The organism is Methanobrevibacter sp. UBA188 (assembly GCF_905234905.1).
Lineage (GTDB): Archaea > Methanobacteriota > Methanobacteria > Methanobacteriales > Methanobacteriaceae > Methanocatella.
The window spans coordinates 1-13431 of the sequence record NZ_CAJOJM010000039.1; the positions used below are offsets into that span (position 1 = coordinate 1).

The following is a 13431-nucleotide window of genomic DNA, read 5'->3' on the forward strand; positions in this document are numbered from 1 at the left end:
CAGATGGTACCCATCAAGCAAAACATGCAACAACTGCGGATACTACAACAAAGACCTAAAATATGAAACAGAATGGAAATGCCCACAATGCCAAAAAATACATGACCGGGACATCAATGCAGCTAAAAACATTCTAAAACAAGGATTAACAGATTTGATCGATGAAAAAATGAACCTCTGGAGCAGGGGGGATAGCACGGTAATTCTACTCTCGTGGGAGAGTATCAGCCCGTGAAGTAAGAATCCTCGACTTCTCCAAAGTCGAGGTAGTTCAATTTTTGTCAAAAATTAATTTATCAATTATTTCCATATCCAGGTTTTCTTCGACAATTTCGGCCAATCTGTTTAATGAATAGTCTTTTTGAGTTTCGTAAGGATCTTCTCCATATTTTGCTTCAAGACCTTTTTTAACTCTCAGATAATTTAGAAATTCTCTTCTAAAGTTATAATTATGGAAAATTCCATGGAAATAGGTTGCAAAAACGTTTCCAAATGATGCGCCATCAATCAGACCATCTTCATTGTTTCCTTGCCCTTGCTTTATGTTAAGCAATGGGGAGGAATCTAACAGTTTTGTGGTACCTTCATGGATTTCATAACCTCTGACTTCTTCACCAGCAATATTTTTGAATATTTCTCCTGCAATTCCATTAATCTTTTCAGGTATTGTTGCAATTGATTGTGTAACTATTTTATCGGCTCTTGAAAATTCTGATTCAATATCAAGCAATCCTAAACCTTCAATTGTTCCATGTTTTGATTCTTTTTTCTCTTCATCATGGATTATCTTTCCCAATATCTGCAAACCGCCACAAATTCCTATTATTGGTATTTCGGATGATTTGGAAATAATTTTGTCTGCTAGTCCACTTTCACGTAATGCATACATGTCTTCTGTTGAATTACGTGTCCCTGGAATTAAAATAGCATCAACATCACCAATTTCATCATTAACTCCAATCATCTTAAGGCTTACATCGCTTTCATATTCGAAGGGATCAATATCTGTGAAATTCGCTATTTTCGGAAGTCTGATTACTCCAATGCATATGTCATTGTCTTCGCTAAAAACATGTGTGGTCAATGATGCGGAATCTTCTTCTGGCAATTTTAATGTTTCATCATATGGCAGGACTCCCAAAACTGGTTCTCCTGTGATTTCTTCAATTCTATCGAGTCCTGGCTTTAGGATATCCAAATTACCTCTGAATTTGTTGATTACAGTTGCCTTTAAACGGGACCTGTCGTAATCGTCTAGAAGAACATATGTTCCTGCAATGGCTGCAAAAACACCACCCATTTCGATATCTGCAATTAAAATTACATTGGCATCGGCCATATGGGCTATTTCCATATTTGCAATGTCCTGTTTTCTCATGTTGATTTCAGCAGGTGAACCGGCACCTTCAATGACTATGATGTCGTAATCTGCAGATAAAATATCAAAACTTTCTTTGATGGCTTTTAAGGCAGTATCATGATATTTGTGTTGATAGTCATAGAAATTCATATCTCCAATTGATTTTCCTTGAATAATCACATTGGAAGTAAAATCTCCTTTTGGTTTGAGTAAAACGGGATTCATGTGTATGCTTGGTTCAATCATTGCAGCTTCAGCCTGTAACATTTGTGCTATTCCAATTTCGCCGTTTTCCTTTGTGGTGTATGAGTTTAAAGACATATTTTGTGATTTGAAAGGAGCTACCTTATATCCCCTATTTTTATATATTCTACATAAAGCTGCTACAAGCATGCTTTTTCCTGCATTTGATGATGTTCCTTGAACCATTATACATTTTGTCATGTAATAAAGTATTGAATTAATGTTATAAATAATTTTAAATTTTGAAAGAAAAAAAGTCATTTTGGATTTAATCTAATTTGAAAAATGTGTCGTTTTCGTTTTATTCGAAAAAGCAAATTTGATATAATCAGGGGGTTTTAATACGTCTGAATATAAAACTTTTTGAAGTAAAACTTTTTAACACATTAATCAAATTCGATTAACAGAAATTAAATATTGTAATTTAATCCTGTAATATTATATATTATTATTTATTGTATATATTTATTGTTTTTAAGTGTAAATTATTTTTTAATTTAGTAAATTTAACTTTTAATTTATTATTTTGATAAAAATTAGTTAATTTCATAATTTTGAATATAATGATATAAATTAACCATATGTTCGGTAATGTGTTTCTTGAATTTGATTGGGATTCTCATGACACTTTTATTTTTCTAACTTTTATTTACTAAAATAGAAACCTTTTTATATATTTAATAAACAATATTTAAATAGTATATCAAACTTAATTTTTTAATGATGAATTTATTAACAGAAGTGAGGTTTATTTTATGAAATTTGAAGAACAAGAATCAATTGAAGAATCTTCAAAAGAAGTTATAGTTGAAAGTGAAGAACAAGAATCAATTGAAGAATCTTCTAGTGAAGTTACAGTTGAAAATAATGTAAATGAATCAACCTCTGATGATGAAACTCAACCTATGTTAGATTATGATAATATTAAAAGTTCACAGGACATTGATGTCCCTCCTTTATTGATTGATCAGGTTATTGGGCATGAAGAATCAATTGAAACAATTAAAAAGGCTGCTAAACAAAGGAGAAATGTTTTATTAATTGGAGATCCTGGTGTTGGAAAATCCATGCTTGCTAAGGGAATGGCACAAATTTTGCCTCATGAAACCTTACAGGATATTTTGGTTTATCCGAATATGGAAGACAATAACCATCCGTTAATCAGAACCGTACCTGCAGGTGAAGGTAAAAAAATTGTAAAGGCAACTAAAAGTTCAGCTAAAGGTCATGAAGAAAGGAAAACTATCATTACAATGTTTGCAATTGGTGGAGTGCTGGTTATTGGATTCATGTATGGAAGATTGTTGGAATCCATTATTGCAGCTGCATTAATTTTACTTATATCAATTCAAATCAAACCTAAAACAAATAATATGTCTCCTAAATTATTGGTAAATAATGAAGAGTCAAGATTTGCTCCGTTTATGGATGCTACAGGAGCTCATGCAGGAGCTTTATTAGGTGATGTTCGCCACGACCCATATCAATCAGGGGGTCTTGGAACTCCAGCACACGAACGTGTTGAGGCTGGAATGATTCATAAGGCTAATAGAGGAGTTTTATACATTGACGAAATTGGTACTATGTCAATGAAAACTCAACAAGAGCTCTTATCTGCAATGCAGGAAAAGCAATATTCAATCACTGGTCAAAGTGAAAACTCCAGTGGAGCAATGGTCAGGTCACAGGCAGTACCATGTGATTTTGTCCTTGTAGCTTCCGGTAACCTACAGGTTCTTGAAGGGATGCACATAGCAATGAGGTCTAGAATCAGAGGATACGGTTATGAGGTATTCATGAAGGATTACATGGAAGACACTACCGAAAACAGGGAAAAATTGGTACAGTTCGTTGCTCAGGAAGTTAAAAATGATGGAAGAATCCCTCACTTTGCTCCGGATGCTTTGGATGAAATTATCATGGAAGCAAAAAGAAGGTCCGGTAAACAAAACTCTTTAACCTTAAGGTTAAGGGATCTTGGTGGATTGGTAAGGTCTGCCGGAGATGTAGCTATTGAAAAAGGAGCTGACCTAGTTACTGCTGAACATGTATATGAAGCTAAGAGATTTGCAAGAACCTTAGAACAGCAAATTGCAGACAGATCAATTATCCAAAGAAAAGATTACAGTATGGTTTCCGCTGAAGGTGGAAGAGTTGGACTTGTTAATGGTCTTGCTGTTATTGGGGATAGAAGTGGAATCGTTTCTCCAATTGCTGCTGAAGCCGCACCTACACAATCCAAAAGCGGTGGTCAAATCATAGCCACCGGTAAATTGGGTGAAATTGCTCAGGAATCCGTACAGAATGTAAGTGCACTTATCAAAAAATACACCAACAAGGACATTTCAGATTATGACATTCACGTTCAGTTCATCCAGACTTATGACGGTGTGGAAGGGGACTCAGCAAGTGTAAGTATAGCAACAGCCGTAATCTCTGCTGTTGAAGAAATACCAATCGATCAGACTGTAGCATTGACAGGTTCTTTAAACGTACGTGGTGATGTAATGCCAATTGGTGGAGCAACAGCTAAAATAGAAGCTGCAGCAGAAGCTGGAATGAAAAAAGTATTGATTCCAAAATCTAACCTGAAAGATGTTATGATTGAGAAAAAATATGAAGACATGATTGAAATCATTCCGACTGAAACTTTAAGTGATGTGCTTGAAAATATTTTAATTAGCGGTTCTAAAAAAGACTCTTTAATCGAAAAAATGAAAAACATCGGTTCTAGAGTGGCTGAAAAAGTTCCGCAGACAAGTGTCAATAATCCAACAACTAACTAGTTGGATTAATTTTTTTTCTATTTTTTATACAAATTTTTATATATTTTTATCTTCAAAAGGTTAAATTATGAGTAGTTTTAAAATTAGTGCGGCAAAATTAATCGCTAAGGTTGGAGGGCCATTTTCAAAATTAGGTTCAGGCAGCGGTAAAAGTTTTGCAGGGATTATATTTACAAGAATAGCCGGTGTTGATGCAGTTTCAGAATTGTCCAAGGATATGGGTATTGGTTCAATTATTCTTACTGGAACTAATGGTAAAACAACTACTACAACACTTTTAATAAAATTATTATCATCTGATACTCAAATAAGAAGCAGTTTTGAGAGCAATACTATTAATGCTATTGCTTCTGCATTCATTCAACAAAAAGGAGATTTAGGTGTTTTTGAATATGGTATTCGTAATATCAAATATGGAATTCCAGATACAGTTCAAAGGGTGGTTGACCCAATCGGTGTAGTTTATACAACCATCTCTCCGGAACATGCGCAGGTTGCAGGTGTTAAAAATCCGTTTGAAGATTATTATAAAGCTAAAAGATTATTGTCACAAGGAATGAAACGGGGAGTAATCGTAACTAATGCGGATGATCCAAGAACTGCACTGCTTGGATTGGATAAGGAAAAGGATGTAACTGTTAATTATTATGGTATTGAAACTGATGACATTGAAGATATCAATGGAAATGCGGTTGAATGTCCTAGATGTGGTGAAACATTAAACTATTCTAAATTCATATTGAATCACAGGGGAGTTTATACTTGTAGCTGCGGTTTCAAACGTCCTGAATTAAATGTTAAAGTCACAGATGTTGAATTCAATCCTGATTCATGGAAATTGACTATCGATGGGGATTTGTTCAATTACACTGTTTCAAAAAATGTTAAATTTAACTTTGACATAACAGTGCCTGCATTCGGTTTTCATAACATCTATAATACATTGGCTTCAATTACAACTTACGCAACTTTCACTCCTAAGGTTGAAAACATTGAATCCACTTCAAAAAGTGTATTTAACAATTTGGACATGTCATTCATTCCGCCTGGAAGATTTGAAGTTGTCGATATAGGGGGCAAATTCGTAGGTCTCGGTCAGGGTGATAATGGTGATGCTGCCAAAATCAATGCGATGTTTATGAATCAGTATGTAGATGGACCTCTTGAGTTTATTTACACAACTCCTGATGTGGATGAGGAAGAAATCTTTGATGACCATTTTGAAGTCATAAAAAGCATGAATCCTGCTCATGTTATTGTTGTTCCTGGAAGGGAATCAATTGATAAGGCTCATGAGTATTATGAATTAATTAAAGAAGAATTTCCTGATGCTGAGTTTTATCCGTTAAGTTATAGTGAAATGGATGTTAGAATTAAAAAATTAGTTGAACTTGCCCGCAATTCTGACTATAACTATGTAATCATGACAGGTTGTGGTGAGGAACAGGCAATGTGGGAGAGAATAAAAAGGAATTTAATAGATAACTAAAGTATCTATTATCTCTTCTATTTTTTTGTAAAAGTCCAAATCGCTTTTTTCTATTTCTTTAAATGATGCGTCAATGCTGCAGCCGCAAAGGTCTGTACTGCCGATAATGAAATCATTTGAATCTTTTTTAATCAAAATGCCGAAAATTCTTTCTTTTTCATTTGCATATTTTTCAAATTCATCTTCTGAAAGCTTAAAGTTGTAGTCATTGACTGAGTAGATGTCGCATTCATTAATGACTGGGATGAAAGTATACATTCCAGCTGCCAGAAATATGTTTTCATGCTTTAGAATTTTCAGGATTCTTTTTTCGTAGGTATCGTCTTTTTTGATGCCATAATCATCGAATTCCAAAATGTTGTTTGTCCCCATATAGTAATTGTCATGGATGATGGTGGCTACCAAATCTTTGTCTACATAATTATCGCAGGAAGCCCTAATGTTTTTAATAGTTTCATTAATTCTCATTACAAAAAGCCTCGTATTTTTCATATATTGAAAGCATATGTTCAAGTTTATAAATTTCATTGATTCCATCTATACTTTCATGATTTAGTTTGATTTTTTTGATATATTAATTGAGGTTATTTTTGAAAGATTTGATTTTTAATGACGGAAAATATGGATTGATTTTCAAAAATGTAATCTCCAACATATAACTTGTCAGGGTTTTCGGGAATTACTGATGGAGGATAGAAATCATTATTAAAATAGAAATAGTTAACAAATTCTGAAGTGTTCAAACCGACATTATGACCGTTATCATTAGTCACATAAATATTTACACCATATTTTTTCCCATTATCAGTATCCTGCAACTTATAATCATAGGAATAAAGATTACGTCTATTTGTTCCTGAATCCTCATAAGAACAGATTTTAACGATAGCATCAACAGGGTCGGTTGCATAATCAGTATAGTTTCCTCCCCTAAAGCCGTAATACTCATTTGGAATAACTAAAAATTCACCAGTGTTTAACTTACCCACCAAAACAGTTTCATTATAAATCACACCGTATTTTCCATCAGGAGCCTTGATGAAAAAATGACCATAACCGTATTTGTTAAAGATTTTTTGAATCTTGCTAAGGGAATCTGATGAAATATTTTTGGAAGCAAGCATTTCACAAGCAATATTCTCTATATCTCTGGTTTCAGTGTCATTTGAAGAATCTCCACCATGGCTTGCAATCCATCCATCTTCAGTAATCATTGCATGAATGAAATGAGAATCTGGAGCATCTATCTCCTGTACAATAATTTCCTGATTATTCAAGTTATCATTATGTATAAGCACACCGTCATCACCGAATTCAGCATCTTGTCTAAAAGCGAAAACAGTTTCATCTTTTTCCTGAATAGCAAATGAACAGCATTGAAAATGTGATTCATTGAAATCTGAATCGAAATCAGCCTCACCTACATCACTTGCACATATTACAGCGCCAGACAGACAAACAATCAAGCACACGAACAGGAATATTTTCTTGAGATTCATATTATGCCACAACTTATTTCACTAATATGTATTTTATTTAATTTGTAATATAACTTTTCCTAAAATTGAAAATGCTTTCCAAAAATCAATGCTAAAATCAAGAAAATGAACATTCAAGACCAAACAGAGTGCTTCAAAAGGAATATATTGCAGAGAACCAATTTTGAATGACAATCAAAAAAGGATTTAGAAAATCAATAAAGTTTTTGAATGAGTCTTTTTAAACTCATCATAAAATATTAAATTATATATTATTCAAATATATTAATATCTAAAATTTTAAAAATTTTTGAGGATTGAAAAAGATGATTTATTCGACTGAAATTGAGAATATGTGTCCTGTTCGCAAAGGTGCAAATCATGGACCGGCTCCAATTCCTGAAGAAGGTAATTGGGTAAAAGCAAAAGAAGTATCAGATATTTCAGGCTTTACTCATGGTATTGGCTGGTGCGCACCACAACAAGGATGCTGTAAATTAACTTTAAATGTTAAAGATGGAATAATTGAAGAAGCTCTTGTTGAAACTTTAGGATGTTCTGGAATGACACATTCTGCAGCAATGGCTGGTGAAATATTGGTTGGAAAAACTATTTTGGAAGCATTAAATACTGATCTTGTTTGTGATGCGATAAATACTGCAATGCGTGAATTATTCTTACAAATTGTTTATGGAAGAACCCAATCTGCATTTTCAGAAGGAGGACTTCAAATTGGTGCTGGACTTGAAGATTTGGGAAAAGGTCACAGAAGCCAAGTAGGAACAATATTTTCCACAAAAGAAAAAGGACCAAGGTATTTGGAATTGACTGAAGGTTACATTACTGAAATTGGCCTTGATGAAGATGATGAAATAATCGGTTATAAATATATTAACCTGGGTGTCATGCTAGACCAAATCAAAGATGGTGTTGACCCATTGGAAGCTATTGAAAAGGCAACCGGTCAATATGGAAGATTTGATGACGCAGCCAAAAAAATAGATCCAAGAAAGGAGTGATTACAATGAGTTTATTTGAAAGTTATGAAAGAAGAATTGATCAAATCATTCCTGTTTTAGAAAAATATGATATTAAAGATATGGAAGAAGCAAAACAAATCTGTTTGGATAAGGGATTCGACCCTTATGAAATTGTCAAAGGCGTTCAGCCAATTTGTTTTGAAAATGCCTGCTGGGCATATACTCTTGGTGCTGCAATTGCTGTAAAACAGGGTTGCACCAAAGCATCAGATGCTGCTAAGGCCATAGGTGAAGGATTACAAGCATTCTGTATTCCTGGAAGTGTTGCAGATGATAGAAAAGTAGGTTTAGGTCATGGAAACTTGGCTTCAATGCTTTTAAGTGATGAAAGTGAATGTTTTGCATTTCTTGCAGGTCATGAAAGTTTTGCAGCGGCAGAAGGAGCTATTGGAATTGCAAACTCTGCAAATGAAGTACGTGAAAAACCATTAAGAGTTATCTTAAACGGTCTTGGAAAGGATGCTGCATTAATCATTTCAAGAATCAATGGATTCACTTATGTTCAAACTGAATTTGATTACTTCACTGGAGAAGTTAAAGTAGTTCGAGAAAAAGCATACTCTGATGGTGAAAGGTCAAAAGTAAGGTGCTATGGTGCTGATGATGTAAGGGAAGGTGTTGCTATTATGCATCTGGAAGGTGTTGATGTGTCAATCACAGGTAACTCAACAAACCCAACCCGTTTCCAGCATCCTGTAGCAGGAACATACAAAAAGGAATGCATTGAACAAGGTAAAAAATACTTCTCTGTTGCATCAGGTGGTGGAACAGGCAGAACATTGCATCCGGATAACATGGCTGCAGGTCCTGCTTCTTATGGTATGACTGACACCATGGGAAGAATGCATTCTGATGCTCAATTTGCGGGCTCATCATCTGTACCGGCTCACGTGGAAATGATGGGATTGATTGGTATGGGTAATAACCCAATGGTTGGTGCTAGTGTTGCTGTAGCTGTAGCTGTTGAAAAAGCAATGAAAAAATAAGAGTTTATCTCTTATTTATCTTTTTTTTTATGATTTTTAAAACTGAAAATCTAATTTTAAGGCCTTGGGAAGAAGGCGATGCTGAAAATTTATATCACTTTGCAAAAAATCCTAAAATCGGTCCGATAGCAGGTTGGCCACCACATGAAAGTATTGAACATAGTTTGACCATTATCAATACAGTTTTTAATAAAAAGGAAACTTATGCCATAACATTCAATGAAATTCCAATCGGCTGTGTTGGTCTTTTGATTCATCCTGATGGAAATCATTATTGGGGTGATGGATCAGCTGAACTTGGATACTGGATAGCAGAACCGTATTGGGGTAAAGGTTTAGTTGTTGAAGCTTCAAAAGTTATTATAAGACATGCTTTTGATGATTTGGATATCAAACAGATTTATGCAACATATAGAATTGAAAATACGCAGTCAAAAAGAGTCTTAGAAAAGCTTGGTTTCAGATATTATACTGAACTGGATAACGTTAATTATTTGGGTGAAACATTTAGGGAAGTTGCAATGGTTATGGAAAAATAGTTTTATATATTTTAAGATATTAACTTTATACTAATGACTAGAATTTGTAAAAAATGTGAATTTGAAAATCAGGATGATTATGATTTCTGTGCTAAATGTGGCACTCCATTGGTTGAAGGACTTAAACCTAAACAAGTTTATGTTTACACAGGTCAGCAACCTCAAATCAATAAGAAAGCCGTTATAGTTTCTTATATTGTTACTATTTTTTTATCATGGAGTGGTGTGGTTTTTGGAATTTTAACTAAAAATACTTCATTGAGTGCATTTGCATTTTTTGGTTTTTTCATGCCGTTCTATTTGCTTCAGGCACCTGTCAAAGAGCTTAAAAAGCATGGAATAATACAATTTATTATTTCTGCTGTAGGTGTTGGTTTATCTTTTTATATTATGTTGCATTAATAAAATTAAAAAAAGGGAAATTATACGAAAATAAATCTAATATTTCCCATTAAAATTTGTATTGGAACTTGGAATATATTCATTCCGTTCTTGCTCATTGCAGTATCCACTGCATCTCCTCTATCCATTGTTCCAGGAACATTTTCGTTTCCGGCATAACCGTTGTATGCATCATTTGCACGAATATCGTCTACAATTGTAGTGCCGAATATTGCCTCTGCAGCATCATTGTTTACGCTGGCAATTATATGGGGTGTATAATTGTAGCTGTAAGTCATGATATCACGTGCAGCACCGTAAGGGTCTTTCGGATTGTCTATATGGACATTATGCAATGTTTGGCCTTGAGCATTTACAGAACTTCCTGGATAAACCCAGTCATATCCTATAATGGAAAATTTGGCAGCCATATCAATACTGGCATCTTCTCCTGTATCTTCAGCAACTATCAGAATAGGGCTGACAATTGTTGTTGCCAATGCCGCCAATATTACTGCAACAATTACCAATATAATTAAAGGTATTATTTTCATGTTTTAATTTTATAATTCTTTTAAATATTAATACTTAACTTTTTTAATTATCAAAAACATATTAATTTATATATAAAAATTTTGGTGATATTGTGATTATTGGTGGTTCAGCTTCTCAAGATTTGGCAGCTCATGTTGCTCGTGAACTTGGTGAGGAAGTAAGTTATGTTGAAACTAAAAAGTTTCCGGATGGAGAAAGATATTTGCGAATAAATGGTGAAATTGAAGACGAAGTGACTGTTATCCAGTCAACAGGATATCCTCAAGATGAAAATTTAATGGAATTGCTCTTTATAATTTCCACTCTTAAGGATTTGGGAGCTAAAAAAGTAAGGGCTGTCGTTCCATATATGGGATATGCAAGACAGGAAAAACGTTTTAACCCTGGTGAATCAATTTCAGCAAAGACAATTTGTAATTTAATTCAGGCAGCTGGTGCAGATGAATTCATAACATTCAATATTCATGAGGCATGTGTTTTGAATTTCTTTGATATTCCTGCAAAAAATGTCTCAGCAATGCCTGCTATAGCAGAATACTTAAATAAGAAATATTTTAAGAAATCTGATGAAAAACCATTAATTATTGCTCCTGATAAAGGAGCATATGGATTTGCACAGGAAATTTCTGAAATAATCGGATGTGACTGTACTTATTTAACTAAAGTACGTTTAGGTCCTGATAAGGTAGAAACCAGAATTGTGGATGTCAGATGCGACAGTGAAAGTGACAATACCGTTAATATTGATTCCGTAAAAGGAATGCATGCGATTATTGTGGATGATATAATTGCTACTGGAGGAACTATTGTAAATGCAATAAATATCCTAAAACAGTATGGGGCATCTTCAGTAGACGTATGCTGCGTACACCCGATCTTAACAAATAATGGTGCTACAAGAATCTATGAGGCCGGAGCTAATAAGATAATTGGTACAAACAGTTTATCTTCAGATACATCACGTGTTTCCATTGCAAAAAGTATTGCTGATGCATTGAGGGAATAATATGCCAATTGATAAAGCTAAAATTAAAGAAGAGCTTGTAGATAAATCAAATAATATTTTAGCCAAATATGCTGAAAAGGATATTGTTGAAAGCGTATCAGTAATGAATATGGCTGCTAAAACAGTGTTTTTAGGTTCACTGAGAGTTTACAATGATGATGTTGTATCCAATATAAAAAAAGATTTGAAAAAGGAATTGACAGGTTATGGTGATTTGACAATAAGGGATGAAAAGGTAATCCCTTGCTGTGCTCCAAGATATGTCCATATTAGTTTTAATATTTCTATTGAAAATTAGATATCATGAAGGAATTCAAATTAAATTCTCCCTATAAGCCATTGGGTGATCAACCAAAAGCAATTAATTCTTTAGCTGATGGAATAAATGAGGGAATAAAAGAACAGACTCTTTTGGGAGTGACAGGTTCAGGTAAGACATTTACAATGGCGAATGTTATTGAAAAGGTTCAAAAACCAACCCTTGTTATTTCACATAACAAAACTTTAGCAGCACAGCTATATGAAGAATTTAAGGAATTCTTTCCGGATAATGCAGTAGAGTACTTTGTTAGTTATTATGATTATTACCAGCCGGAAGCATATGTTCCAAGAACAGATACATTCATTGATAAGGAAGCTTCAATAAATGAAGATATTGATATAATGAGGCACTCTGCAACTCAATCCCTTCTTTCAAGGGATGATGTGATTGTAGTAAGTAGTGTAAGTTGCATTTACGGTATCGGTTCTCCTGAAGATTATGGTGAATTTGCTTTTGGAATAGCTGTCGGTGATGTTTATGACAGGTCTGAAATAATAGCTAAACTTATTTTTATGCAGTATGAGCGAAATGACATTGAATTTGACAGGGGTCAATTCAGAGTTAGAGGAGATGTTATAGAAATTAATCCAGTTCATGGAACTCCACCTATAAGAATTGAGCTGTTTGGTGATGAAATCGATGCCATTAGCTTAATTGATAATGTTACAGGTAAAAAGAAGGAAAGCCTTAAAAGATACATGATTTTCCCTGCAAAGCACTTTGTAGTAGGGCAGGACAAAATGGATGTTGCACTTTCAAAAATCAGACAAGAATTAGATGACAGGCTTTTGGAATTAAACTCAATGGGAAAATTGCTTGAAGCTCAAAGATTGGAGCAGAGAACTCGTTTTGACATTGAAATGCTTCAGGAGATGGGATACTGTCCGGGTGTAGAAAACTATTCCATGCACTTGTCCGGACGTAAATGGGGTGAAAAACCGTATTCTCTTTTAAAATATTTCCCTGATGATTTTTTAACAATCATTGATGAATCCCATGTTACTGTTCCTCAAATCAGGGGGATGTATAATGGTGACAGGGCACGTAAGGAAACTCTGGTCGAGCATGGTTTCAGATTGCCTTCCGCTAAGGAAAACCGTCCATTGAGATTTGACGAGTTTGAATCATCAGTCAATCAGGTCATTTACGTATCGGCAACTCCTGGTCAATACGAACTTGCAAAATCAAGAAATGTCGTAGAACAGATTATCAGACCGACAGGATTGGTTGATCCTGAAGTTCTGAT

General features: G+C 34.2%; 14 protein-coding genes. 10 read left to right on the forward strand and 4 right to left on the reverse strand.

Translation table 11 applies throughout. The features are described 5' to 3' along the window. On the forward strand, positions 1–235 hold a 235-nt coding region (locus QZ143_RS07680; RefSeq protein ID WP_292882840.1), incomplete at its 5' end, for a zinc ribbon domain-containing protein. 36 nt (positions 236–271) lie between these two features. On the opposite strand, the gene cobQ is transcribed toward QZ143_RS07680, so the two are convergent. Continuing rightward, on the reverse strand, positions 272–1804 hold the full coding sequence (gene cobQ, locus QZ143_RS07685) for a cobyric acid synthase CobQ (protein WP_292605902.1): 1533 nt from the start codon (positions 1802–1804) through the stop codon (positions 272–274). A gap of 704 nt (positions 1805–2508) precedes the next feature. On the opposite strand from cobQ, the gene lonB reads away from it, so the two are divergent. Beyond that, the gene (gene lonB / locus QZ143_RS07690; RefSeq protein ID WP_292882854.1) at positions 2509–4389 is read left to right on the forward strand and encodes an ATP-dependent protease LonB; all 1881 of its coding nucleotides are present in this window, start codon (positions 2509–2511) and stop codon (positions 4387–4389) included. A gap of 64 nt (positions 4390–4453) precedes the next feature. Further along, positions 4454–5878, forward strand: coding sequence for a Mur ligase family protein (locus QZ143_RS07695; protein WP_292882857.1), 1425 nt, complete (start codon positions 4454–4456; stop codon positions 5876–5878). Here QZ143_RS07695 and QZ143_RS07700 read toward each other — a convergent pair. Both QZ143_RS07700 and QZ143_RS07705 read right to left on the reverse strand, forming a co-directional pair. Continuing rightward, positions 5864–6346 (reverse strand): hypothetical protein, encoded by a 483-nt coding sequence (locus QZ143_RS07700; RefSeq protein WP_292882843.1) that lies wholly within the window; start codon positions 6344–6346, stop codon positions 5864–5866. The genes QZ143_RS07695 and QZ143_RS07700 overlap by 15 nt on opposite strands. A gap of 116 nt (positions 6347–6462) precedes the next feature. After that, complete coding sequence (locus QZ143_RS07705) at positions 6463–7377, reverse strand: hypothetical protein (protein WP_292882845.1); 915 nt, start codon at positions 7375–7377, stop codon at positions 6463–6465. A gap of 305 nt (positions 7378–7682) precedes the next feature. Here QZ143_RS07705 and QZ143_RS07710 point away from each other — a divergent pair, with 305 nt between their 5' ends. The 4 genes from QZ143_RS07710 to QZ143_RS07725 are packed head-to-tail and all read left to right on the forward strand — an operon-like array spanning position 7683 to position 10323. After that, positions 7683–8375, forward strand: a complete 693-nt coding sequence (locus QZ143_RS07710) for a hypothetical protein (protein ID WP_292882848.1) — start codon at positions 7683–7685, stop codon at positions 8373–8375. A gap of 5 nt (positions 8376–8380) precedes the next feature. Continuing rightward, on the forward strand, positions 8381–9382 hold the full coding sequence (locus QZ143_RS07715) for a GGGtGRT protein (protein WP_292605894.1): 1002 nt from the start codon (positions 8381–8383) through the stop codon (positions 9380–9382). 29 nt (positions 9383–9411) lie between these two features. Continuing rightward, a complete protein-coding gene (locus QZ143_RS07720; RefSeq protein ID WP_292605892.1) occupies positions 9412–9921 on the forward strand; it encodes a GNAT family N-acetyltransferase in 510 nt (169 codons plus the stop codon). 33 nt (positions 9922–9954) lie between these two features. Continuing rightward, positions 9955–10323, forward strand: coding sequence for a zinc-ribbon domain-containing protein (locus QZ143_RS07725; protein WP_292605890.1), 369 nt, complete (start codon positions 9955–9957; stop codon positions 10321–10323). A gap of 20 nt (positions 10324–10343) precedes the next feature. Here the strand turns inward: QZ143_RS07725 and QZ143_RS07730 are convergent, their stop codons facing one another. Further along, positions 10344–10856, reverse strand: a complete 513-nt coding sequence (locus QZ143_RS07730; protein ID WP_292605888.1) for a hypothetical protein — start codon at positions 10854–10856, stop codon at positions 10344–10346. 92 nt (positions 10857–10948) lie between these two features. On the opposite strand from QZ143_RS07730, the gene QZ143_RS07735 reads away from it, so the two are divergent. The 3 genes from QZ143_RS07735 to QZ143_RS07745 all read left to right on the forward strand — a co-directional run. Next, positions 10949–11863 (forward strand): ribose-phosphate diphosphokinase, encoded by a 915-nt coding sequence (locus tag QZ143_RS07735; RefSeq protein WP_292605886.1) that lies wholly within the window; start codon positions 10949–10951, stop codon positions 11861–11863. 1 nt (position 11864) lies between these two features. Further along, entirely contained in the window at positions 11865–12161 is a 297-nt protein-coding gene (locus tag QZ143_RS07740; RefSeq protein WP_292605884.1) for a hypothetical protein, read from the forward strand. A 5-nt stretch (positions 12162–12166) separates the two neighbouring features. Next, positions 12167–13431 (forward strand): DEAD/DEAH box helicase family protein (locus tag QZ143_RS07745; RefSeq protein WP_292882851.1); only part of this gene is annotated, 1265 nt, incomplete at its 3' end.

Coding starts and splice junctions, on each gene's coding strand:
- cobQ (WP_292605902.1), bottom strand. CDS start 1,804: ATGACAAAATGTATAATGGTTCAAGGAACATCATCAAATGCAGGAAAA.
- lonB (WP_292882854.1), top strand. CDS start 2,509: ATGTTAGATTATGATAATATTAAAAGTTCACAGGACATTGATGTCCCT.
- QZ143_RS07700 (WP_292882843.1), bottom strand. CDS start 6,346: ATGAGAATTAATGAAACTATTAAAAACATTAGGGCTTCCTGCGATAAT.
- QZ143_RS07705 (WP_292882845.1), bottom strand. CDS start 7,377: ATGAATCTCAAGAAAATATTCCTGTTCGTGTGCTTGATTGTTTGTCTG.
- QZ143_RS07710 (WP_292882848.1), top strand. CDS start 7,683: ATGATTTATTCGACTGAAATTGAGAATATGTGTCCTGTTCGCAAAGGT.
- QZ143_RS07715 (WP_292605894.1), top strand. CDS start 8,381: ATGAGTTTATTTGAAAGTTATGAAAGAAGAATTGATCAAATCATTCCT.
- QZ143_RS07720 (WP_292605892.1), top strand. CDS start 9,412: ATGATTTTTAAAACTGAAAATCTAATTTTAAGGCCTTGGGAAGAAGGC.
- QZ143_RS07725 (WP_292605890.1), top strand. CDS start 9,955: ATGACTAGAATTTGTAAAAAATGTGAATTTGAAAATCAGGATGATTAT.
- QZ143_RS07730 (WP_292605888.1), bottom strand. CDS start 10,856: ATGAAAATAATACCTTTAATTATATTGGTAATTGTTGCAGTAATATTG.
- QZ143_RS07740 (WP_292605884.1), top strand. CDS start 11,865: ATGCCAATTGATAAAGCTAAAATTAAAGAAGAGCTTGTAGATAAATCA.